This window comes from Acidobacteriota bacterium (genome assembly GCA_030697165.1).
Classification (GTDB): domain Bacteria; phylum Acidobacteriota; class Vicinamibacteria; order Vicinamibacterales; family UBA2999; genus 12-FULL-67-14b.
Genome location: JAUYQQ010000002.1, coordinates 79,922 through 101,206 on the forward strand (window position 1 = coordinate 79,922; position 21,285 = coordinate 101,206).

22 protein-coding genes and 2 pseudogenes are annotated in these 21,285 nt (G+C 66.6%); 14 read left to right on the forward strand and 10 right to left on the reverse strand.

Going from position 1 to position 21,285, the window contains the following annotated elements; all coding sequences use genetic code 11:
• Positions 1-56 precede the first annotated feature (56 nt).
• Positions 57-638 (forward strand): peptidoglycan-associated lipoprotein Pal, encoded by a 582-nt coding sequence (pal, locus tag Q8T13_01745; GenBank protein ID MDP3716472.1) that lies wholly within the window; start codon positions 57-59, stop codon positions 636-638.
• 65 nt (positions 639-703) lie between these two features.
• Here pal and pyrF read toward each other — a convergent pair whose 3' ends face one another.
• The 9 genes and pseudogenes from pyrF to Q8T13_01790 all read right to left on the reverse strand — a co-directional run bounded on the left by pyrF (position 704) and on the right by Q8T13_01790 (position 7,292).
• On the reverse strand, positions 704-1,405 hold the full coding sequence (gene pyrF / locus Q8T13_01750) for an orotidine-5'-phosphate decarboxylase (protein MDP3716473.1): 702 nt from the start codon (positions 1,403-1,405) through the stop codon (positions 704-706).
• A gap of 20 nt (positions 1,406-1,425) precedes the next feature.
• Entirely contained in the window at positions 1,426-2,370 is a 945-nt protein-coding gene (locus tag Q8T13_01755; GenBank protein MDP3716474.1) for a dihydroorotate dehydrogenase, read from the reverse strand.
• The gene (locus Q8T13_01760) at positions 2,370-3,185 is read right to left on the reverse strand and encodes a dihydroorotate dehydrogenase electron transfer subunit (protein ID MDP3716475.1); all 816 of its coding nucleotides are present in this window, start codon (positions 3,183-3,185) and stop codon (positions 2,370-2,372) included. Before Q8T13_01760 ends, Q8T13_01755 begins: the two co-directional genes overlap by 1 nt.
• A gap of 323 nt (positions 3,186-3,508) precedes the next feature.
• The gene (locus tag Q8T13_01765; protein MDP3716476.1) at positions 3,509-3,703 is read right to left on the reverse strand and encodes a 4-oxalocrotonate tautomerase family protein; all 195 of its coding nucleotides are present in this window, start codon (positions 3,701-3,703) and stop codon (positions 3,509-3,511) included.
• A 1-nt stretch (position 3,704) separates the two neighbouring features.
• Positions 3,705-4,226 (reverse strand): MarR family transcriptional regulator, encoded by a 522-nt coding sequence (locus Q8T13_01770; GenBank protein MDP3716477.1) that lies wholly within the window; start codon positions 4,224-4,226, stop codon positions 3,705-3,707.
• Positions 4,223-4,663, reverse strand: coding sequence for a nuclear transport factor 2 family protein (locus tag Q8T13_01775; GenBank protein MDP3716478.1), 441 nt, complete (start codon positions 4,661-4,663; stop codon positions 4,223-4,225). The genes Q8T13_01770 and Q8T13_01775 overlap by 4 nt, the downstream gene beginning before the upstream one ends.
• Positions 4,664-4,681: 18 nt before the next feature.
• A pseudogene (locus Q8T13_01780) lies at positions 4,682-5,521 on the reverse strand (PhzF family phenazine biosynthesis isomerase).
• A 129-nt stretch (positions 5,522-5,650) separates the two neighbouring features.
• Positions 5,651-6,760: an NAD(P)H-dependent oxidoreductase gene (locus tag Q8T13_01785; GenBank protein MDP3716479.1), complete on the reverse strand. Its 1,110-nt coding sequence runs from the start codon at positions 6,758-6,760 to the stop codon at positions 5,651-5,653.
• Between the two features lie 76 nt (positions 6,761-6,836).
• A complete protein-coding gene (locus Q8T13_01790; protein MDP3716480.1) occupies positions 6,837-7,292 on the reverse strand; it encodes a helix-turn-helix domain-containing protein in 456 nt (151 codons plus the stop codon).
• 88 nt (positions 7,293-7,380) lie between these two features.
• Here Q8T13_01790 and Q8T13_01795 point away from each other — a divergent pair, with 88 nt between their 5' ends.
• From Q8T13_01795 to Q8T13_01830, 8 genes and pseudogenes are all read left to right on the forward strand, one after another.
• Complete coding sequence (locus Q8T13_01795; GenBank protein MDP3716481.1) at positions 7,381-7,740, forward strand: hypothetical protein; 360 nt, start codon at positions 7,381-7,383, stop codon at positions 7,738-7,740.
• Between the two features lie 127 nt (positions 7,741-7,867).
• Positions 7,868-9,625 (forward strand): alkaline phosphatase family protein, encoded by a 1,758-nt coding sequence (locus Q8T13_01800; protein MDP3716482.1) that lies wholly within the window; start codon positions 7,868-7,870, stop codon positions 9,623-9,625.
• Positions 9,626-9,760: 135 nt separating this feature from the next.
• Positions 9,761-10,726, forward strand: a complete 966-nt coding sequence (corA, locus tag Q8T13_01805; protein ID MDP3716483.1) for a magnesium/cobalt transporter CorA — start codon at positions 9,761-9,763, stop codon at positions 10,724-10,726.
• Complete coding sequence (locus tag Q8T13_01810) at positions 10,723-12,141, forward strand: amidase (GenBank protein ID MDP3716484.1); 1,419 nt, start codon at positions 10,723-10,725, stop codon at positions 12,139-12,141. Before corA ends, Q8T13_01810 begins: the two co-directional genes overlap by 4 nt.
• Before the next feature lie 104 nt (positions 12,142-12,245).
• The gene (gene pyrR / locus Q8T13_01815; protein ID MDP3716485.1) at positions 12,246-12,782 is read left to right on the forward strand and encodes a bifunctional pyr operon transcriptional regulator/uracil phosphoribosyltransferase PyrR; all 537 of its coding nucleotides are present in this window, start codon (positions 12,246-12,248) and stop codon (positions 12,780-12,782) included.
• Positions 12,782-13,732, forward strand: coding sequence for an aspartate carbamoyltransferase catalytic subunit (locus tag Q8T13_01820; GenBank protein ID MDP3716486.1), 951 nt, complete (start codon positions 12,782-12,784; stop codon positions 13,730-13,732). The genes pyrR and Q8T13_01820 overlap by 1 nt, the downstream gene beginning before the upstream one ends.
• Before the next feature lie 124 nt (positions 13,733-13,856).
• Positions 13,857-14,444 (forward strand): annotated as a pseudogene (gene ribA / locus Q8T13_01825) (GTP cyclohydrolase II).
• A 3-nt stretch (positions 14,445-14,447) separates the two neighbouring features.
• Complete coding sequence (locus Q8T13_01830) at positions 14,448-16,010, forward strand: hypothetical protein (protein ID MDP3716487.1); 1,563 nt, start codon at positions 14,448-14,450, stop codon at positions 16,008-16,010.
• A gap of 131 nt (positions 16,011-16,141) precedes the next feature.
• On the opposite strand, the gene Q8T13_01835 is transcribed toward Q8T13_01830, so the two are convergent.
• Positions 16,142-16,798 (reverse strand): CDP-alcohol phosphatidyltransferase family protein, encoded by a 657-nt coding sequence (locus tag Q8T13_01835; protein MDP3716488.1) that lies wholly within the window; start codon positions 16,796-16,798, stop codon positions 16,142-16,144.
• A gap of 83 nt (positions 16,799-16,881) precedes the next feature.
• Between Q8T13_01835 and Q8T13_01840 the strand changes: the two genes are divergently transcribed.
• The 5 genes from Q8T13_01840 to Q8T13_01860 all read left to right on the forward strand — a co-directional run bounded on the left by Q8T13_01840 (position 16,882) and on the right by Q8T13_01860 (position 21,285).
• Positions 16,882-17,853: a zinc-binding alcohol dehydrogenase gene (locus Q8T13_01840; protein ID MDP3716489.1), complete on the forward strand. Its 972-nt coding sequence runs from the start codon at positions 16,882-16,884 to the stop codon at positions 17,851-17,853.
• Between the two features lie 163 nt (positions 17,854-18,016).
• Positions 18,017-18,427 carry a 6-carboxytetrahydropterin synthase gene (locus tag Q8T13_01845; GenBank protein MDP3716490.1) on the forward strand — a complete coding sequence of 137 codons (411 nt, stop codon included), beginning with the start codon at positions 18,017-18,019 and terminating at the stop codon, positions 18,425-18,427.
• 47 nt (positions 18,428-18,474) lie between these two features.
• Positions 18,475-19,530 carry a glycosyltransferase family 4 protein gene (locus tag Q8T13_01850; GenBank protein ID MDP3716491.1) on the forward strand — a complete coding sequence of 352 codons (1,056 nt, stop codon included), beginning with the start codon at positions 18,475-18,477 and terminating at the stop codon, positions 19,528-19,530.
• Entirely contained in the window at positions 19,523-20,431 is a 909-nt protein-coding gene (locus Q8T13_01855) for a class I SAM-dependent methyltransferase (GenBank protein MDP3716492.1), read from the forward strand. The genes Q8T13_01850 and Q8T13_01855 overlap by 8 nt, the downstream gene beginning before the upstream one ends.
• Positions 20,428-21,285, forward strand: coding sequence for a methyltransferase domain-containing protein (locus tag Q8T13_01860; protein ID MDP3716493.1), 858 nt, complete (start codon positions 20,428-20,430; stop codon positions 21,283-21,285). Before Q8T13_01855 ends, Q8T13_01860 begins: the two co-directional genes overlap by 4 nt.

A 21,285-nucleotide genomic window follows, 5' to 3' on the forward strand; every position in this document is an offset into this window, starting at 1 on the left:
TCTGCGCTCAGACAATTCTGTTACCCCAACAGAACTAGCAGATCTAGGGAGATCGAATGACGATCAGTTTGGTTCGACGAACGGCAAGTGTCGCCACTATCTGCGTGGTGTTGGGCCTGGGTTTAGCAGCCTGCGGCAAGAAGGCTCCGGCACCCGCACCCGCACCGCCACCACCGGCGGCGGCTCCTGCTGCTCCGCCGCCCCCGCCCGCCCCACCCCCGCCCCCGGCGGCCCCGGCCCCGCGGCCGCTGACCGAAGACGAGCTGTTCGCACAGAAGAGCTTGGAGCAGCTGAACTCTGAACGGCCCCTGGCCGACGCCTACTTCGACCTCGACTCCTCGACCATTCGTGTCGAGGGCCGGGCGGCGCTGGCGACCAACGCCGACTGGCTCAAGCGCTGGACCAACACGCGGATCAGCGTGGAAGGCCACTGCGACGAGCGCGGCACCGCGGAGTACAACCTCGGCCTCGGCGAGCGCCGCGCGTCGGCCGTGAAAGCCTATCTCGTGGAGTTGGGTGTGCCGGCCGACCGCGTGATGATTGTCAGCAAGGGCAAGGAAACGCCCTTCTGCACGGACTCGAATGAAGCGTGCTGGCAGCAGAACCGCCGCGGCCACTTCATCATCACGGCGAAATAACTAGCCCGTAGGGTCGGGCTTTAGCCCGACCGGTGGCGGCGTACTGAAGTGCGCCCCTACGGAAGCTACAGCGACGCGGCCATCTGCTCGGCCGCTTCGCGAGGATTGGGCGCTCCAGTAATGGGGCGCCCAATTACCAGGTACGTCGATCCCGCCTGCATGGCCTCCGCCGGCGTCAGCGTTCTCGCCTGATCGTCCTTGCCCTGTTGCTCCACCGGCCGGATCCCCGGCGTCACAATCTGGAAATCGGGACCGCACGCCGCGCGGATCGCGGCGGTCTCCTGCGGCGACGCGACCACGCCGTCGAGTCCGCTTTGCTTCGCGAGCTTCGCCAGGTGCACCACCTGGTCGAGCACCGGGCGCGTCACGCCGACTTCCGCCAGCGCCTCCGCCGTCATGCTGGTGAGCACCGTCACGCCGATCACGAGCGGCCGCGGCCGGCCGAGCGCTGCGGCGGCTTTCGTCGCCGCGTCAGCAGCCGCTTTCATCATCGCGCTGCCGCCCGAGGCATGCACGTTGACCATCCAGGCGCCCGTCGCCACCGCCGCCTGGACCGCGCCGGCAACGGTGTTGGGAATGTCGTGGAACTTGAGGTCGAGGAACACGCGATCGCCGCGGCTGGTCAGTTCGTGGACCATCGCCGGACCTTCAGCCGTGAACAACTGCTTGCCGATCTTGTAGCCGCCGACCGCGCCGCGCAGGGCGTCGGCCAGCGCCATGGCCTTGGCGGCCGAGTCGACATCGAGGGCGACCAGAATCGGGTTCATGAGGGAATGTCCGGACACACCTAAAGGTGTGTCCCCACAGAGGGGGGCGTCGGGTCAAAGGCGCCGACCAGGTCGCTCAGCCGGGCGACCTGGTGGCGCGCCATGTAGTCCTGGAGGCCGTCGAGCACCTTGGTCCAGATGAACGGATCGACGAAATTCTGCGTGCCGATTTGCACCGCCGTGGCGCCGGCCAGCATGAACTCCAGCGCATCGCGGGCGTCGGTGATTCCGCCCATGCCAATGACCGGGATCTTCACCAGCTGGTAGCACTCCCACACCATGCGAACCGCGATCGGCCGGATGGCCGGGCCACTCAGCCCGCCCAGCACATTGGAGATCTTCGGGCGCCGCGTTTCGACGTCGATCGCCATCGCCAGGAAGGTGTTGACCAGCGACACGGCGTCGGCGCCGGCGTCTTCCGCGGCCTTGGCAAACGACGCCACGTCGGTCACGTTGGGCGTCAGTTTCGGAATCACCGGCAGCGTGGTCGCCTTGCGCACCGCGCTGACCACATCGAAGGTGCCGTGCAGGCTGCACCCGAACTGGATGCCGCCTTCCTTGATGTTGGGGCACGAGATGTTCAGCTCGATGGCCGCCACCCCTTCCGCATCCGACAACACCTTGCAGACCTCGACGTACTCATCCAGCGTGGTGCCGCACACGTTGACGAAGGTCCGGGCGCCGCGCTCGCGCAGCAGCGGCAGCTTCTCCTTGACGAACCGGTGCACGCCGATGCCTTGCAGGCCAATGGCGTTGATCATCCCGGCCGGCGTCTCGACGATGCGCGGTGGCGGATGACCCTGGCGCTCTTTCATGAAGAGGCCCTTCGAGACCACGCCGCCAAGCAGCGACAGGTCGACCACCTGGTCGTACTCGAGGCCGTAGCCGAAGCAGCCGCTCGCGGCGATCAGCGGGTTTGGCAGCGTCAGCGCGCCGATGGAGACCGAAAGATCGGGGGTCGTCATCAGTCCCATACCAATTCGGCGCCGTCGAAGACGGGGCCGCTAATGCACGAGCGCACGAGGTTTGATTCTTCGTTGCCGTGCTTCACGGGGATGACGCAGCTGTAGCAACCGCCCAGGCCGCATCCCATCACGCGCTCGACCGAGACCTGCGACGGCTGGTGGTAACGCGCCGCCAGCTTGGCCACGGCCGCGAGCATCGGTTCAGGGCCGCAGGCATAAACCATCGCCGAGTCGCCGGTGCCAAGCGCTTTCAGCGATTCCTCGAGCGGCAGGGTGACGCGGCCCTTGGTGCCGCGAGCGCCGTTTTCGGTGGTGAGCACTAGGGTCGCGCCCAGTCGCTCGAAGAAGTCCAGGTAGAAGAGCTCTTCACCCGTGCGCGCGCCGTAGAACAGCGTGGTGTCGGTCTTGCTCGCGGCCAGCGACTCCGCGAGGGTCGCAAACGGCGCCAGGCCCACGCCGCCGGCGACCATCCAGGCCTTGACGGGGGACGATACCGGCCTGAACGGCTGCCCGAGCGGTCCGAGGCACGACACGACATCGCCCGCTTCGAGGTCGTAGAGCCGGCGCGTGCTGCGGCCGGCGCGCTTGTTGAGGATGCTGACGCCGGTGATGGTACCCCGGGCATCGCGCAGCACTTCGAACACCGAGAACGGCCGGCGCAGCAGCGGGTCGGTGACGCCGGCGGGCTTGACCATCACGAACTGGCCCGGCAGGGTGCGGGCGCCCACTTCCGGCGCGGCCAGGCTCAGGACGGAGTAGTCACTCGACAATCGCGCGTTGGCGATCACGGTCGCGGCGACGTCGATCGGCGGCATCAAGCGAGTATAGCAAGCCGGGTACAGTGTCCGCGATCCGTCGCCCGTGAGTGGTCGGACGCCCCATCGGTTTCCACATGCGCGACCTGAATCCCCGCCTGCGGGGCGAGACGCCTCGCGGGCTCGCCCTTCGCAGAATGTGCGCCCCGTCATCGTGCGCCCGATTGCCGTTTCCACGACCGATGCCAGCGGCGGCCCCCGCAACTCGTAGATAGCGAAGCGTGCCATTGACAGGCAAGCGATCCGACGCGCATTCGTGGCCCGTGCCCGGTCTGGCGGCACTTCAGGGCACCGCGCTCGGCAACCACTCCTCTCCCAGACTGTCATTTTTCGCCAGACGAGGTGAGCCGCCCCGCGAACCCCCAGTTCTCAGGGTCCACCTCGTCGATGACGATGTGGATGTGTTCGGGACGCTTGCCGAGCACCTCCACCAGCGTGGTTGTGATCTGGGCGACCACTCGTGCTTTCTGCTCCCGCGTGACTCCATCGCGCGTGATCTTGACGTTCACATAAGGCATGTCATTCTCCCGGGGTGGTTTGCGACTGCCGCGTTGACGGTTGCAGTTCGAGAGCGAGCTTGCGCAGCGTGGCGCGCACCACGCGGGCTTCGCCGCGTCCGAGCATCCCGACCACCTGACGCGCGTCCTCGAAGCGGTCGCGCACCGCGGGATCGATCCGCCGCACGCCGGCCGGCGTCAGCCGAATGATGGTGCCGCGCCGATCGTCAGGGTCCGGGGTTCTCTTCACGAGTCCAGCATCTTCCAGACGGTCGATCCGGTTGGTCATGGCACCCGACGAGAGCAGGAGCTCGTGCAGCAAGCGCTTCGGAGAGAGGCCCTCGGCGCCGTTGCGGCGAAGCGTCGCCAGCACGTCGAATTCCCAGATCGTGAGGTCGTGATCCCGCAGGACGGCGGTGAGCCGCTCCTCAAGGATTGCCGCCAGCCGCATGATGCGGACGACCAGGGCCATCGGGTCGGGATCCAGGTCCGGCCGGGCCTCGGCCCACTGCGCCACGAGGTGATCGGCGAAGTCCCGGCTCATCGCGACCCATCCACCACGAGATCCACGCCGCGATGCGCCCGGACGGCCTCGAGCGCGCTTCGCTCCACCCAGCCTTCGGCGAGTCGTCCGTCCCGGACGTGCCAGAGTGCAATGCCGCTGAACGACACCGGTCGGCCGTCTGCGGGGAGACCGAAGATGCCGCCGCTCTGCCCCCGGCAGATCCAGCGGGCCACGACCCGAGTCCCCGCTCGATCGGAAAACACCTCGACCACCTCGTTGGTGGCGCCGGGCAGCTTCTCATGGAACGCACCGACCCACGCCGCGAACGCGCTCCGTCCCCGCACCTCGGTGCCGGCAGAGGTGAGCACGTAATCCTCGGTCATGAGCTCGTCGATTGCCGCGAGGTCCGCTGGCACGCTCCACACCCGCGCCAGGAAGGCCCGCGCCAGGTGCTCCGCCGCCTCGTGTGCGGCCACGGGTCGCAGTGGCGATTCCAGCCACGCCGCCGTACCTGTGACGGTGATCCCACCCGAGACCGGAACTTGCACCTCGATCCGACTCGGGCGGCCCATGGCGTGGCCCTGGTGAATGACCATGCTGCGGGGTGCCGCCACAAGCCCCGCGTCCCGCAAGTAACCGCCGAGAGCGGCGGCCGCGGCTCCGGTGGCCGGATCCTCCACCACGCCGCCCACGGGAAAGGGATTGCGGGCGTGGAAGGTGCCTTCGTCCTCACGCCAGATTAGCTGCAGCGTGGTGAGGCCAGCTTCCAGCATGAGGGCTTTTAGCGCCGCGAAGTCATAGGACAGCTCCTGCAGCCGGGACGGCTTGGCGACGGCCAGGACCAGGTGCCACGCGCCTGCCCATGCGAGCCGTGGGGGAATGGCGCCATCGAGGTCGGCGGCGGACCAGCCGAGGGCCGCGAGAGCCCCCTCGAGCAACGCGAGCGGCGGCGCCGCTTGTTTTGGAATCACCGACGTCAGCGACGCGCGAAAGCCATCGTTACTTTCGTCCACGCGGACCGATACCTGCCCAATGGTGGTATCGAAGCGGTACGAGCCCTCGCCGTTCAGCTCGCCGAGGAAGACTCCGGCAGCGACGGTGGCATGCCCGCAGAAGGACACTTCGGCTTCCGGGCTGTAGTAGCGGACGCGGTAGGTGGCGTCGGCGGTGCGCGCGAGGAAGGCCGTCTCGGAGTACCCCACGTCCGCGGCGATGCGCTGCATCTCCCGCGGCTCCGGCAGCACGTGGCCGAGCCAGACTCCGGCCGGGTTGCCGCCCTTTGGGTCCCGGGTGAATGCCGCCAGGCGCCCGAGGATCGGCAAAGTCATCGTCATGTCATGCCCCTTCCGTCTGCCAGCCTGACCGGTATTTATCTTGATGTCAAGATACTTTACGTGGAGACACATGCCTTGTGCGCAGGCGGGGCGGAAGGGCTAAGTCGACGACCCGCGATCGGCGTCCGATCAGCCAGGCTCGTGCGGCTTGTGCGACGGGCTGAGACGATGCGCCTTGCGGCCGCCACGGCTGAGTGGATCGTGACTGGTCGCGGCAATCAGGTGCTGGGCCGCATGGATCGCCCGTTCGGTGAGGGCACGGGCAGCGTCGTGCAAATCCTTGCTGCCCGACACCTCGGCGACATTGCGCTCCATGTCTTCCGCCGTCCAGCCGCGAGAATGGGCGATGTAGGGAAAGGGCCGGAACGTACAGCCGATCTCGGCAAAGAACCCAAGCAGTTGACCCGCCACCGCCTGCACGTTGTCCTGCCCGCCGGTGATGATCATGGCCGCCACCTTGTTCTTGATCAGCTCGCGATTGCGGATCGTGATTTGATTCTGGACGCAATTGAGGCGTTCCACCATCTTGTAATAAAGCGCACTGGCCGAACCCCACCGGATCGGTGTCGCAATGACGATGACATCGGCCCAGTGCACGATGGCTTCGTAGACCTGATCCATCTGGTCCGATTCGTCCATCTGCGTGATCGAACAGGGCCAGGTGCAGGCGTGGGCCGAGATCGAGTAATACCCCTCACACGAGCGGAACTTCAGGGTGCTCAGCCGGATCAATCGAGACTCAAGCCCCAGATTCTCCGCGTGCGCCATGGCCGTTCGCAGCAGCAGGTCAGACGTAGACACGCGGGGCAGCGCTTCATTCATGTTGGTGGTGGAGATCCCGACGACCCGGACGGGCCCGGGACTACGTTCCACCGGGCGAGCCAGCGGATGTGGTTCGTGCGGCGCCTTGTGCCGGCCGGTCGACGGGGTCAGATTCACCCACACATGACCGTCGCGAACCTCGACGTCATGGCGCGGCACCCGATCGGACTCGAATCCCGGCTCTCCCTGCCCCGTGCGGCAGTGGAATTTCCAGCCATGCCAGGGGCAGGTGACGTACTCGCCCTCCAGACGGCCGTCGCCTAACGGCCCGCCCGCGTGGTTGCACACGCCGGACACCGCTCCGAATTGGCCGTCCACAAATGACAGCGCCACTCGCGTGCGGCCGACCACGATTTGCTGCAACGCCTTCCGGCTGAGCGACTCCGCCGGCCCCAGGTCACTCCACTGATCAGCCATGGCCGACACTGTATCAGCCGGTCGGACTGGACGTAACACTCCCCTCCTCCCGAACCTGCCACGCGGCGGTTAAGCGTCACTGGGTCGACCGATCTGCGCGGGCCGCGCGACCGTTGCCCCCACGCGCCTTCGCGAGATCCTCGAGGATGATGCAGTCCGGACCGGGGCCGCCCGCACACGACGCATCGCAGGAATCGACAAATGAGATCAGGCTGCGCTCCAACGCCTTCAACTCGCGCATCTTGGCGCGAACTGCCGTCAGATGCTCCGCCGCCATGTCGCGCGCCGCCATGCACGAACGATTTGGGTCCTGGGTGATCGACACCAGCGTTCGGACTTGCTCGATCGAGAAATCGAAGTCGCGGCAACGCCGGATGAACGTCAGCCGATCAACGTCTTCGCGCCGATATACGCGCTGGCCGCTCGCCTGACGTGCAGCGCGCCGCAGCAACCCAATCGCTTCGTAGTACCGGATCGTCGGCACGGACGTACCCGTCCGTTCCGCCAAGTCGCCGATTCTCAAGTCACCCATGGAAATCCCTTGAATCATCGCCCTTGACCCTCAAGTTACTTGAGGGTCTACACTGCCATATGAGGAATCGAAAACCAAGGGATTCACGTTGATAGAGAACCAAACCGAGCCACCAATCGCCTGCACGCTCGAGGGCGAAAGCTATCCGGAGCGCATCGCATGGATCGCGGATCTGGCGCGCGAGGGCTTGCGCAGCCATCGGCGAGACGACCTGACGCTCGAGTTGGACTACGCGCCGGAAGTCGCCGGCCGTGTTCATGAAATGGTGCGCAAGGAACAGGAATGTTGCGCGTTCCTCTCCTTCGACATCACCGACAGAAACAACGCCGTTCGGCTCACGATTACGGCGCCGGGGCGCGCCCGCGACGTTGCTGACGACCTCTTCGAACAGTTCCTCCCGACGAGCGCGAGTTGTTCCGTGCCGGCCGGTAGCGCAGATCGATCCTGATCAAGCTCGACCTTGCTCGTTCCTTCACGCAGCACCGACAGTGGCGATCGGCGCCACCGGCGACTGGCCAAGCCCGGCGCCTCAATCGAGCATCGCAAGCCGGGTACAATGTTCGTGACCCGCCCACATGCGCTACCTGCGGATGCTGTCGAACTCGGTGATCGCCGGTGGCGTGGCCTCCGGGTACCTTACCGCGCTCGTCCTGCAGCTCAATCCTTCGGTCTCACTCGTTCCTGGCACGTTGTTGCCGCTGGCGCTGGTGCTGGGCGTCGCCTATGGCGCCAACCTGACGGTGGCGTTCTACGCGCTGATTGTGCTGCGCCAGATCCTGGCGGTTGAAGTGCTGTCGCCGGGGTGGCTGAGCGTGCGCCTGCTGTCGTGGCTCTGCACGATGGCCGCCGGCACGGGCGCCGCCTTGATGTGGATGAACCTGCGCAGCTTCGGCCCCGTGCTCGATCCGATTACCGCCAACCGCATGGGCATCGGCGCCGGCATCGTCTCGGCGGCCGGCGTCGTCTTCCTCGGGATTGCGCTCGCGCACCTGGGGCGGCGTGGCGGGCGCACCAGCGCCGCGCTGCTGTCGGTGACCATGCTGCTGTCGGTGGTCCTGCCGATTGTCGCGCGCGGTCCGGCCCGCCCAACGCCGCTGCCGGCGCGGCCCACCACCGCGGTTGCCCAGCCCGAGGCATCGCGGGCGCAGGCCAACGTCACGCTGCTGATGTTCGATGGCGCCACCCTCGACATGATCTCGCCGGCGGTCGCCGCCGGGCGGTTGCCGAATATCGGCCGGATCTTCGACCAGGGCGCGGTGCTGCACCTGGCCACGCTCAGGCCGACCCAGGCCGAGCCGGTGTGGAGCGCGATCGCCACCGGCCGCTACCCGATGTACAACGGCGTGCGATCGGCGGAGGTCTATCGAGTCTTCGGTGGCCCGCCCATCCAGTTGTTGCCGGACTATTGCTTCGCGCAGGCGCTGGTGAGCTTTGGATTCCTGGCGGCCGAGCCGCTCACCGCAAGTGACCTGACGGCACGGCCGATCTGGAGCATCCTGAGCGACCACGGCGTGCGGGTCGGCGTGATCGGCTGGCCGCTCACGCAGCCGGCGCCCCAGGTTGACGGCTTCGTCGTGAGCGAGTCCTTCCACCGCCTGTCGGAAACCGAGATGGCGTTCGAGGGCGCCTCGGCGGTGTGGCCGCCGGAGTTGCTGGCGGACGTGCGGGTGGCGTTGCAGACGCCCGCCGAACCTGATCCGGTCGCGCTCGTCGCGAACATGGGTGCGCCGCAACCCGTGAACGACTACGACGCGCGGCGCGATCCGACGCCGGTGGTCGGCGACCGTGTGCACCTCCAGTTGCTGACCGCGCTGAGAGGCTCGGCGCCACGCTTCCTGGCGGCGCGCTTCCCCGGCATCGATGCCGTCGGCCACTTCTTCCTGCGCTATGCCGACCCTTCTGCGTTCGGCGATGTCTCGGAAGACGAGCGGCAACGTTTCGGGCGCGTGCTGGATCAGTACTACGGCTTCATGGACACGCTGGTGGGCCGGGAACTGGATCGCCTCGGCCCCGATGGTCTGTTGCTAGTGGTGTCGGCATTCGGGATGGAGCCGCTGACCCCCAGCAAGCGGGTGCTGGAGATGATTCTCGGCAATCCCCGCATTAGCGGCACGCACGAACGCGCTCCCGATGGGTTCGTGCTGGCCTTCGGCCAGCCGATCGCCGCGGGCCGGCCGCCCCGTGCCTCGGTCGTCGACCTCGCGCCGACGCTGCTGTATTTCCTGGGCCTGCCGGTCGGGCGCGACATGGAAGGCTTTGCGCGCATCGATCTGTTCACGCCGGACTTCACGAGCGACAAGCCGGTCACCTACATCCCGACCTACGGACGTTGAACAGGAGATCAGGAGTTCAAGAGTTCAACCAAAAGATGCTCCTGAACTCTTGATCTCCTGTCTTTGGCGGGATCTTGATTGCGCCGCTGTCCATGTTCGGGCGATCATGCAGCGGCCCCGGCCTGATCGCAGACCATGCTCGTCAACTGTGTTGCCTACCATCGTGGTCAGAAGCTCGCCGACATCTCGCTCGGCGAAGTCCGCACGCATCTGGACCGGGCCGATTGCTTCGTGTGGGTGGCGCTCAAGGATCCTCAACCGGGTGAGCTGGCGTCGCTTCAAGACGAATTTGACCTTCACGAGCTGGCGATCGAAGACGCGCAGAAGGGCCACCAGCGCCCGAAGGTCGAGGAGTATGGCTCCTCGCTGTTTGTCGTCTTGCACCTGGTCGAGCCGGCCGGCGACGAGCTGCTGACCGGCGAGGTCGCCATCTTCGTTGGACCGCAGTACATCATTTCGGTGCGCAGCGACGCACAGGTCGGATTCGCCGAGGTGCGGCGCCGCTGCGAACTGGAACCCGAGTTGCTGCAACACGGCCCCGCCTACGTGCTCTATGCGTTGATGGACACGGTCGTCGACCGCTACTTTCCGGTGCTCGATGCCTTGAGCGAGGAGATCGAGGGGATCGAGCAGCGCATCTTCGCCGGCCAGACGACCCGCGCCCAGATCGAAGAGCTGTACTCGCTCAAGCGCAAGCTGTTGACGCTGGACCACGCGACCGTGCCGCTGCTCGAAGTGGCGGCCAAGCTGCACGGCGGCCGCGTGCCGCCGATTTGCAACGGGCTCCAGGAGTATTTCCGAGACGTCTACGACCACCTGATGCGCCTCAAGCAGTCGATCGACAGCCTGCGCGACATGGTCACCACCGCCATCTCCGTCAACCTGTCGCTGATCGCGCTGCAGGAGAGTGAGGTCACCAAGCGACTGGCCGCCTATGCGGCCCTCGTCGCGGTGCCGACCATGGTCGCGGGTGTCTACGGAATGAACTTCGCCAACATGCCGGAGTTGCAGTGGGCCTACGGCTACCCGGCGGCGGTCGCGGCGATGGTGCTGATCGACGTCTACCTGGTGTATCGCTTCAAGAAGGCTGGTTGGATGTGACCGGCGACGCGCTCTGTTTCACAAGCGCGCGCGAGCTCGCCGGCTTGATTAGGTCGCGCCAGGTCTCGGCGCGCGAGGTGATGTCGGCCTTTCTCGGCCAGATCAGGCGCTTCAACCCGTCGCTCAACGCGATTGTCGCCAGCCTCGACGAGGACTCGTGCCTGGCGCTGGCCGACCGGGCCGATCGCGAGCTGGCGTCGGGCCAGGCCGTCGGCGCCCTCCATGGTCTTCCGATCGCGTTCAAGGATCTTGAATCGGTAGTCGGCTTCCCGTTCACGAAGGGATCGCCGATTTTCAAGGACGTGATGCCGTCTGAAGACTCGGTGATCGTCGAGCGGCTGCGTCGCGCCGGCACCATTCCGATCGGCAAGACCAACGTGCCCGAATTCGGCATGGGCTCGCATACCTACAACAAGGTCTACGGCACTACTTACAATCCGTACGACCGTACCAAGAGCGCTGGCGGCTCGTCCGGCGGGGCGGGCGCGGCGCTCGCGGCCGGCATGCTGCCACTCGCCGACGGCAGCGACCTGGGCGGCTCGCTCCGCAACCCGGCCAACTTCAACAACATCGTCGCGCTTCGGCCGACCGTCGGCCTGGTGCCGGTCGCCCCGGCGGCGCTGCCCCTGGTCGGCGTGTCGGTCAAGGGGCCGATGGCGCGGTCGGTGGCCGACGCCGCGTTCATGCTGAGCGTGATCGCCGGCGAGGACGGCCGCGATCCCCAGTCGTATCCGTCGAACCTGCAGGACTTCACGCCGCCGCTCGATCGCGATTGGAGGGGCGTGCGGGTGGCGTGGTCGCCGGACCTGGGCGGGCTGCCTCTCGACCGGCGCGTGCGCGCCGTGCTCGAATCACAACGCAGCACCTTCGAGGACCTCGGCTGCATCGTCGAAGAAGCGACGCCGGATTTCAGTGACGTGGACGAGATCTTCCTGACCTTGCGGTCGTGGGCGAACTGGAACACCAACGGTGCGCTGCTGGCAGAGCACCGCGCGGTGATGAAGCCCGAGGCGATTTGGGATATCGAGGCCGGTGCCAAGTTGAGCGGCGCCGACGTCGCGCAGGCGATCATCAAGCACGGCGCGTTGCTGGAGCGGATGCGCGTGTTCCAGGAGAAGTACCCGTTCCTCGTGTGCGCGGTCAACCAGGTACCGCCGTTCGACGCGCACCTCGATTGGCCGAAGTCGATCGAGGGCGTCGCGATGGACAACTACGTGGCGTGGATGAAGTCCGCGTATTGGATCTCGACCACGTGCCGCCCGGCGATCTCGGTGCCGGCGGGGTTTACGCCCGAGGGCCTGCCGGTGGGGATCCAGATTGTCGGCCGGCATCGTGACGACCTTGGCGTGTTGCGGTTAGGGCACGCTTTTGAGCAAGCGACCGGAGTGGGCCGCCGCCGGCCCGACGGGGCGTAGCGCTCGGCCCGCAGCCAGGCGCATGGTGATATAGTTCCAGTCAACCTGCGGAGGCGACTCCGCTCTCTTTAAACGCGGACCTGCGAGTTCGCAAAGAGGTGACTATGCCGGTTGTCATGGATGCGGAGCGCATCTCGCGCGCGCTCACTCGCATCGCCCACGAAATTATCGAGCACAATCGCGGCCTGGCGAACATCGCCCTCGTGGGCGTGCGCAGCCGTGGCGTGCCGATCGCCCATCGAATCGCCCACGACATCCTCCAGATCACCACGGAAGAAATCGCGGTCGGCGCCCTCGACATCACCCTCTATCGTGACGACCTGATGGGCGCCTCGGTCGGCCTCGCGCCAATGGTCCGCAAGACCGAGATTCCTTTCTCCATCGATGGCCGCACCATCGTGCTCGTGGACGACGTGCTCTATACGGGCCGGACCACGCGCGCCGCGCTCGACGCGCTGACGGATTTTGGCCGGCCCAAGTCGATCCAGCTGGTGGTGCTGGTCGATCGCGGCCACCGCGAGCTGCCGATCAAGGCCGACTACGTCGGCAAGAATGTGCCGACCTCCCGCACCGAGAGCGTGCAGGTCCACTTGCGCGAGCTCGACGGCGTGGACGAAGTGTTGCTCGAAGGGAAGGCGTGATGCTGACCGCCCTCAAGCAGAAGCACTTGCTTGGCATCGCCGACCTGAGCCCCGAAGAGATCGTCCTGATTCTCGACACGACCGAGGCCATGAAGGAAGTGGGGCAGCGCACCATCAAGAAGGTGCCGACGCTGCGCGGCCGCACCGTCATCAACCTGTTCTTCGAGCCAAGCACGCGCACGCGGACCTCGTTCGAGATTGCCGAGAAGCGGCTGAGCGCGGACACACTCAACGTGGCGATTGCCTCATCCAGCGTGGTGAAGGGCGAGACGCTGGTCGACACCGCGATGAACCTCGAGGCGATGGCGCCGAGCATGATCGTGCTGCGTCACGCCTCTTCCGGCGCCTGCCACCTGCTCTCGCGCATCTGCAAGGCCGCCATCGTCAATGCCGGCGACGGCATGCACGAGCACCCGACCCAGGCGTTGCTCGACGCGTTCACGATTCGCGAGCGCAAGGGTAAACTGGCCGGCCTCAAGATCGCAATCGTGGGCGACTTGCTGCACAGCCGCGTGCTGCGGTCGAACGTGCTGTTGCTGACGAAGCTCGGCGCGGATGTCTGGGTGTGTGCGCCGGCGACGCTGATTCCGCCGGGGCTCGCGCAGATGGGCGTGACGGTGACGACGCGCGTGGACGAGGCCGTCGAGGGCGCCGACGTGATCATGATGCTGCGCATCCAGCTCGAGCGCATGCAGGGCGCCTATTTCCCGTCGCAGCGCGAGTATTTCCGGACCTTCGGCATGACCGAAGCCCGGGTGGCGCGGGCCAAGACCGACGTCATCATCATGCATCCCGGGCCCATCAACCGCGGGGTGGAAATCGCCTCAGAAGTTGCCGATGGCGCCTCGTCCGTAATCCTCGACCAGGTCGCCAATGGGGTCGCCGTGCGCATGGCGGTGCTCTACCTGCTGGCCGGGGGCGGCGAAGCCGAGGCGGCCCGGGCCGATTGACACACCCTTCGTCCCACCCGTACGATGGTGACTTGGCTTCTGTCGTAGTCTGGTTGCAGTCATGATCCGGTGGTTTCGCTCGCGCGTGGGCACCCTGCTCCACGCTGTACGGCATTTGGCTCCCGTTCGCCGCGTCGCAACCGCACAGTTGCCGACCGAGTTTGGTGAGTTCACGATCCACGTCTTCGAGAACGGGCTGGGCGGTGGCACGCACGTCGCCATGGTGCGCGGCGAGTTGGGCGACGGCGAGAACGTGCTGGCCCGCGTCCATTCCTCGTGCCTGACCGGCGACATCTTCCACTCGGCGCGGTGCGACTGCGGCGAGCAGTTGCACGCGGCGCTCCAGCGGATCTCGGACGAGGGCCGCGGCGTGCTGCTGTATCTCAACCAGGAAGGCCGCGGCATTGGCCTGGCGAACAAGATTCGCGCCTACGCCCTGCAGGAGGCCGGCTGCGACACGGTTGAAGCCAACGCCCGCCTCGGCTTCCCGGCCGACCTGCGCGACTACCGCGCGGCCATTCGCATGCTGCAGGACCTCGGCGTGCGCTCGACCCGGCTGATGAGCAACAACCCGCGCAAGCTGGCCGGCATCACCGGCGAGGGCCTGTCGGTGAGCGAGCGCCTGCCGATCGAGATCCTGGCCAACGCCGCGAACGAACGCTACCTGAAGACCAAGAAAGACAAGCTCGGTCACCTGCTCTCGTCGGTGTAGCCGGTGTTCGCCGCCGCCGCCCTGCTGCTGCTGAACGCGTCGCTCACGTTCGGCAACGTGTGGCCCACCCCGAAAATTCGTTGGGAGAATGCGTTGTCGGTGGAGCTCGCCGTGTGCGTACTGCTGCTGGCCGTCGCGCACCAACGGGCCGAGCGTCTGGCCCGGCGGGTGCTGCCGGTGCTGTGGGTGCTGCTGGTCGCAGGTCATTACCTCGATGTGACGGCCCCGGGTCTGTACGGCCGCGACTTCAACCTCTATTGGGATTCCCGTCACCTGGGCAACGTCACCGCCATGCTGGCGCGCGCGGTGCCGGCGTGGCAAATCGTGGCGGCGGCGGCCGGCCTGGTGCTCGTCATCGCCGCCGTGTTCCTGCTCGCCCGGCTTGCCCTTCGGCATCTGGCCGCCGCAGTGCAGCATCGCCGCGCGCGTCTCCTGCTCGGGTCCGCTGCGTCACTCGTGATTGCATTGTTCACGCTGCAGCAGGTCACGTCGTTCGCGCAGCCGGCGTTTGCCGAGCCCGCGACCGGTGCCTACCTGCGCCAGGCGCGATACGTTGTCGCCATGACCGCAACCGGCGGCGCCTCGCCGGTGCTGGGCGACAGCCCGGACTTCGGCACGGCTGACTTGCGCGACCTGGACGGCGCCGATGTCGTGCTGGTGTTTCTCGAATCGTACGGCGCGGTCACGTTCGACAATCCGGAGTTCGCTGAAGTGCTGGCGGGGAGCCGGCGCAATCTCGAAGCCGCCGTGGGCGACGCCGGGCGCGAGTTGATCTCGGCCTATGTGGAATCGCCGACCTTTGGCGCTTCGTCGTGGCTGGCACATCTCAGCCTGCTCACCGGCGTGAAGGTGACCGATCAGTACGAGTACACCTCGCTGATGGCATCATCCCGCGACACCATCGTGAGAGCATTCAGCCGCGGCGGCTACCGGACCGTGGCGTTGATGCCGGGCATGCGCCAGCCGTGGCCCGAAGGCGCGTTCTACGGCTTCGACGTGATCTACGGTCGTGACTTGCTGGCGTACGAGGGCCCCGAGTTTGGCTGGTGGGGCATTCCCGATCAGTTTGCGCTGGCCAGGCTCGATGCGCTCGAACGCAGTGCTGCGTCGCGGGCGCCGCTGTTCGCGGTGTTTCCCACCAGCACCTCGCACGCGCCGTTTGGCCCGGTACCGCCGTTCTTGCCCGAGTGGTCACGCGCGCTGCAGAAGGACGGCTATCGTCCCGAGGACGTGACGGCCGCTCCCGCGCCTGACCTTACCGATCTGGCGCCGAGCTACCTGCGCGCCATCGCCTACGGCTACGACACGCTGGCCGGCTACATCCGCGCGCATGCCGGCGAGAACCTGGTGCTGATCGTGATTGGCGACCACCAGCCTCCAGCGGCGGTGAGCGGCCGCACCGCGGTGCGCGACGTGCCGGTGCATGTCATTGCCAGTCGTCCCGAGTTGCTGCGCCGCCTGCGCGCGAGCGGCTTCCACGACGGCCTCGCACCCGTTCGGCCCGGGGCTGGCGAGATGCACGCGCTGGTCCCAGCGTTGCTGGAAGCTTTCAGCGTGCGGGAATGATGCTTGTCCACGAACTTGCCACAGAGGGCGCAGACGACACAGAGCCAACCTCTTTAAATGCGATCAGGCTTCGAACTGGCGGACACGCCTTTTGAAGTATTTGACTCTGTGTTCTCTGTGGCTGATTTCTGTCACCCCCTCGACAACCGCCTCACATCGATGGCAAACGACCATACGAGCGTTGCCAATGTGACCGCCGCGACGACCGCACTGGCCGGCGCCGGAACCACCGGGGCAAGCGCCAGGCCCAGGCCGGCGAACTGCGCAACGGCGACGCTCTTGCCTCGAAGTGTTGGTTTGAGCGGATTGTTCATCCACGGCAGTACCCACCCGGCCGCGACGAACGCGTAGCGCATCAACCCGCAGGCCAGCACCCACACCCCGGCCTTGTCGTACCGCCACACGAACAGCGACAGCACCAGGATCAGCAGGGCATCGACCTCGACGTCGAACCGGGCACCGAACATGCTGGCCAGGCCGGTTCGCCGCGCGAGCCAGCCGTCGAGACCATCAAGGGCGGCCAGGCAGGCGGTTGCCCCCACCACGAACCACGCGACTTCGTGGCTCGTTGGCTCCAGGAGCAGGGTCGCCGCTCGCGATACCACCGCCGCGCGGAGCATCGTGACGTAGTTGGCCGGCCCGAATCGCGCAAACGGATGATGGGCACCGACCGTGGTCGCCGCCACCGCCATCATGACGGCGAATACCGATGCCGCTGCGGGCGAGGCAACGGCCAGGGCGAATGCGCCGACACCGCTCGCGAGCAGGACCTGGGTGCGAAGAGGCAAGGACGGCATTGTATCTGGGAGAGAATGGAAGACCCGGGCCGGGAGTCGGGAGTCGGGAACCGGGAGTCGGATTGCAAAGTGCAATGAATACAGAATCCAGGGCGTTTTGGGTGGTTGAGCCCGGGCGCGGTGAGATCAGGACTGAAGAACTGCGTACCCCCGGGGGCGACGAGGTCGTGGTGCGCGCGCTCTACAGCGGCATCAGCCGCGGCACCGAGGCGCTGGTTTTCAACGGCCGCGTTCCGCAGACCGAGTGGACCCGCATGCGGGCGCCGTTCCAGGTGGGCGAATTTCCCGCGCCGGTGAAGTACGGCTACTCCCTGACCGGCATCGTCGAACAGGGTTCCGCAGACCTGGTGGGCCGCCATGTGTTCGTGCTGCATCCGCACCAGACTCGCTTCGTGGTGTCCGCCACGGCCGTGGCTGTCATTCCTGATGACGTACCTCCGGCCCGGGCGGTGCTGGCCGCGAACCTCGAGACGGCTCTCAACGGTATTTGGGACGCCCGGCCGCACGTCGGCGATCGCATCACCGTGATCGGCGCCGGCACCGTCGGCATGCTCACCGCGTGGCTGGCCAGCCGCCTCCCCGAATGTGTCGTTGAGCTGGTAGACACCAACCCGCAACGCGCGGCGGTGGCGCGCGCGTTGGGCGTGCCGTTCGCCACGCCAGAGACGGCCGCCGGCGAGGCCGATGTCGTCATCCACGCCAGCGGGTCGCCATCAGGACTCGAGCTGGCGCTGACCCTGGCCGCGCTCGAGGCGACCATTGTCGAGATGAGCTGGTTCGGCGATCAAGCCGTGACCGTGCCGCTCGGCGGCGCGTTTCACTCGAAGCGCCTGACCATCGCCTCGTCGCAGGTGGGTCGCATTGCCCCGGCGCAGCGCGCAAGGTGGGACCATCGCCGCCGGATGCAGCTGGCGCTAGGCATGCTTCGCGATCCGGCGCTCGATGCGCTGATCACCGGCGAGAGTCCGTTCGAGACGCTGCCGGAGGTGATGGCCGGCCTGGCGCAATCTTCAGGCGATGTGTTGTGCCATCGCATCCGGTATTAGCCCGTGTTCTCTGCCATGCGTCACACAGAACCACGGAAACACAGAACCACGGAACCTCGTTTGGCCACAAAGATTGTCGGCACTTCAGTGATTCGGTGCTTCAGTGCGAGGCATTTGTGAGATACCCCGCAATCATTCACCAAGACAACGGAAGGAACACTCGATGTACTACGTAACGGTGCGCGACCACATCATGATCGCGCACAGCTTCAGGGGCGAGGTGTTCGGTCCCGCCCAGCGCCTGCACGGTGCGACCTATGTGGTCGACGCCGAGTTCCGCCGCCCCGATCTCGACGCCGACGGGATCGTCGTCGATATTGGCCGCGCCGGCGAGGCGCTGAAGAAGGCGCTGGCCGACCTGAACTTCCGCAACCTGGACGAGGTGCCGGAATTCAAGGGCAAGAACACCACCACTGAGTTCATCGCACGAACCGTGTTCGACCGGATGGTGGCGGCGATCCACCGCGGTGATTTGGGTCCCGGCGCCGGCGCGGTGGAAAGCTTGCGCGTGACACTGCAGGAATCGCACGTGGCATCGGCCGCGTACGAAGGCCGCGTCGGCGCCGCAGACTGATCACAGCCGCAGATTCAAACACAGCCGCAGATTCAGAATAAGACCTGATGAAATCAGCAGTGTTTGTCGTGCCCGGGTCGATTGCCGCCAGGACCGGCGGCTCGATCTACGACCGGCGCATGGTCGATGGCTTGCGCCGGCGTGGCTGGGACATCACGGTCGTGGAACTTGCGGGCGACTTTCCGCAGCCCTCGGCGGAGGCGGTGACAGGCGCGGCCGCGGCCCTGGCGGCGCTGCCAGACGCCGCGCTGGTGGTGATGGATGGCCTCGCACTCAGTGCCCTCCCAGAGGTCATCGAACGCGAGGCCGCGCGCTTGCGCATCGTCGCACTCGTCCACCTGCCGCTTGCCGCTGACGTAAGCATCGATGCCGAAACCCGCGATCGGCTGGCGGTCGCGGAGCAGCGTGCCCTCGCCGCGTCGGCGCTGATTGTCGTCACCGGTGCGGCCACTCTTGGCCTGCTCGAACCCTATGCACTGCCGCGCGATCGCGTGGTTGTGGTCGAACCCGGCACTGACCCGGCACCGCAGGCCAAGGGCTCTGACGGCGCTCGCGTGCACCTGCTGTGCGTGGCGACGGTCAACGCCGGGAAAGGACATGATGTGCTGTTCGAGGCGCTGGCAGCCGTGCCGAATCGAGCGTGGCGCCTCACGTGCGCCGGAAGCCTGACGCGTGATCACGCGACCGTTGACCGCGTTCGCAGCCTCGTGTGGCAGCTTGGACTCGACGATCGGGTGACGCTCGCCGGAGAGCTGGATGCCGAAGCACTCGTGACCTGCTATGACTCTGCCGATGTGTTCGTCCTGGCCACGCGCCGCGAGACCTACGGCATGGCCGTGGCCGAGGCGCTGGCGCGCGGACTGCCAGTGGTGAGTACGACGACGGGAGCGATTCCCGATCTCGTTGGCGCCGACGCCGGCGTGGTGGTGCCACCGGGTGAGGTGGCGCCACTTGCGGAAGCGCTGTCGCGCGTCATCGGCGACGCGGATCTTCGCGCCCGGATGGCAGCCGGCGCGCGCGAGGTTCGCGATCGCCTGCCAGTGTGGGAGGTGGCAGCCGCCCGGATGGACGCTGCTCTTCAGAAACTCAATTCCCATGTCTGAAACTCTTGGCGACTGGCTGAAGCTGCGCGAGGCGGCCGATTGGGAAGCGCGGTCGTCGCGGCTCGTCCAACGGGTTGTCGACGCGGCGCCCCAGGAAGGGGCGCCCTACAACGTTCTGGATCTCGGCACCGGCACCGGATCCAACGTTCGTTACCTGGCCGATCGCCTGCCGGGTCACCAGCATTGGCTGGTTGTAGACCGGAGCCCGGACTTGCTCGCCCTGGTGACCAATCGCACCGCGTCCTGGGCCGCGTCGCGCGGCTACGAATGCCGCGCAACGGCGACGGGACTACACGTGCGTCACGAGACGCTGGACTGCGAGATCGAAACACGGCAGCGCGACCTTCGGGTGCTGGACGACCCCGGACTGTTCGCGGGTCGGCAGCTGGTGACGGCATCGGCGCTGCTGGATCTCGTGTCCGAGTCGTGGCTCCAGTCGCTCGCCGCGCGGTGCCGGGACGCGGGCGCCGCCGTGCTGTTTGCCCTCACCTATAACGGCGAATCATCGTGTTCGCCGGCGGAGCCCGAAGACGAGCTCATTCGGGAGCTGCTGAATCAGCACCAACACACCGACAAGGGTCTTGGTGGCATCGCCGCCGGCCCAGACGCGGTGGCCTGCGCCGAACGCTGCTTCATCGACGTTGGCTACCAGGTTCACATCGAGCCCGCCGACTGGAACATCGGACCCGCGCACGCCGACATGCAGCGCTACCTGATCAACGATTGGGCGAGTGCCGCCAGCGAGTTGGCGCTCGTTAGGCAACCCCAAGAAGGGGTTGCCTCCACCGGTCCCAGCTGGATCACCGGTTGGCGAGATCGCCGGCTCGCACACATTGATGCCGGACGATCACGCATCACCGTTCGCCATCACGATCTCGCCGCCTGGCCGGCGACACCATGACCGCGCCACCGGCACCCCGATTCGACCCAGCGCAAGTCCGCGATTACTACGATCGTCACTCAGCCACCTTTGTGTCCCGCGGCCAGGGTGGCGGCGCCATCCATCGCGCCGTGTGGGGGCCAGGGGTCAGCCACCGTGCCCAGGCGTTTCACTACGTTGAGGATCGGATCGCGGAGATCGCGCAATCCCTGGCTGCGCCCGCTGGACACCCGCTCCACATCGTCGACCTCGGGTGCGGCGTTGCTGGAAGTGCGTGCTACCTGGCCGAGCGCCTGCCAGTACGGGTCACCGGCATCACGCTCAGCCCGGTGCAGGCCCGAATCGCTCACGCCCGCATCCGTGAAGCCGGCCTCTCGGATCGGGTGGCATGTCTGGTCGGCGACTACAACGACCTCCCGGAGGTCGGCACAGCGGATCTCGCGTATGCGATTGAGTCGTTTGTGCACGGCCCCGAGCCCGATCGCTTCTTCGCGCAGTGCCGGCGGCTGTTGAGACCTGGTGGAGTGCTTGTGATCTGCGACGACTTTCTCCGTCCCACCACGGATCCGCGCGCGGCCCGCGCCATCGAGCGTTTCTGCCGCGGCTGGCATGTCAACACGCTGCTGGATCGCGACGCACTGCAGGCGCTGGCGCAAGCCCACCGCTTTAGCCACGACTCGACCGTGGATCTGTCGCCCTACCTGGAACTTGGTCGCGCCCGTGACCGACTGCTGAGCGCGCTGCTGCCGTTGCTGAACTTGCTGCCGATCAACTCCGGCCGATTCGATTACGTGAATGGTGGCAGCGCCTTGCAGGAATGCCTGGCGCAGGGCTGGATCGCGTACGAGATGGTGACGTTTCGCGCGCCTAGGTAA

Excerpts from the sequence above, each read along its gene's own strand:
- Q8T13_01800 (MDP3716482.1), top strand. The coding sequence starts at position 7,868 with ATGCGCTACCTGCGGATGCTGTCGAACTCGGTGATCGCCGGTGGCGTG.
- Q8T13_01840 (MDP3716489.1), top strand. The coding sequence starts at position 16,882 with ATGAATACAGAATCCAGGGCGTTTTGGGTGGTTGAGCCCGGGCGCGGT.
- pal (MDP3716472.1), top strand. The coding sequence starts at position 57 with ATGACGATCAGTTTGGTTCGACGAACGGCAAGTGTCGCCACTATCTGC.
- Q8T13_01845 (MDP3716490.1), top strand. The coding sequence starts at position 18,017 with ATGTACTACGTAACGGTGCGCGACCACATCATGATCGCGCACAGCTTC.
- Q8T13_01770 (MDP3716477.1), bottom strand. The coding sequence starts at position 4,226 with ATGAGCCGGGACTTCGCCGATCACCTCGTGGCGCAGTGGGCCGAGGCC.
- Q8T13_01850 (MDP3716491.1), top strand. The coding sequence starts at position 18,475 with ATGAAATCAGCAGTGTTTGTCGTGCCCGGGTCGATTGCCGCCAGGACC.
- Q8T13_01760 (MDP3716475.1), bottom strand. The coding sequence starts at position 3,185 with ATGCCGCCGATCGACGTCGCCGCGACCGTGATCGCCAACGCGCGATTG.
- Q8T13_01790 (MDP3716480.1), bottom strand. The coding sequence starts at position 7,292 with ATGGGTGACTTGAGAATCGGCGACTTGGCGGAACGGACGGGTACGTCC.
- Q8T13_01820 (MDP3716486.1), top strand. The coding sequence starts at position 12,782 with ATGCTGACCGCCCTCAAGCAGAAGCACTTGCTTGGCATCGCCGACCTG.
- pyrF (MDP3716473.1), bottom strand. The coding sequence starts at position 1,405 with ATGAACCCGATTCTGGTCGCCCTCGATGTCGACTCGGCCGCCAAGGCC.
- Q8T13_01755 (MDP3716474.1), bottom strand. The coding sequence starts at position 2,370 with ATGACGACCCCCGATCTTTCGGTCTCCATCGGCGCGCTGACGCTGCCA.
- pyrR (MDP3716485.1), top strand. The coding sequence starts at position 12,246 with ATGCCGGTTGTCATGGATGCGGAGCGCATCTCGCGCGCGCTCACTCGC.
- corA (MDP3716483.1), top strand. The coding sequence starts at position 9,761 with ATGCTCGTCAACTGTGTTGCCTACCATCGTGGTCAGAAGCTCGCCGAC.
- Q8T13_01855 (MDP3716492.1), top strand. The coding sequence starts at position 19,523 with ATGTCTGAAACTCTTGGCGACTGGCTGAAGCTGCGCGAGGCGGCCGAT.
- Q8T13_01765 (MDP3716476.1), bottom strand. The coding sequence starts at position 3,703 with ATGCCTTATGTGAACGTCAAGATCACGCGCGATGGAGTCACGCGGGAG.
- Q8T13_01860 (MDP3716493.1), top strand. The coding sequence starts at position 20,428 with ATGACCGCGCCACCGGCACCCCGATTCGACCCAGCGCAAGTCCGCGAT.
- Q8T13_01785 (MDP3716479.1), bottom strand. The coding sequence starts at position 6,760 with ATGGCTGATCAGTGGAGTGACCTGGGGCCGGCGGAGTCGCTCAGCCGG.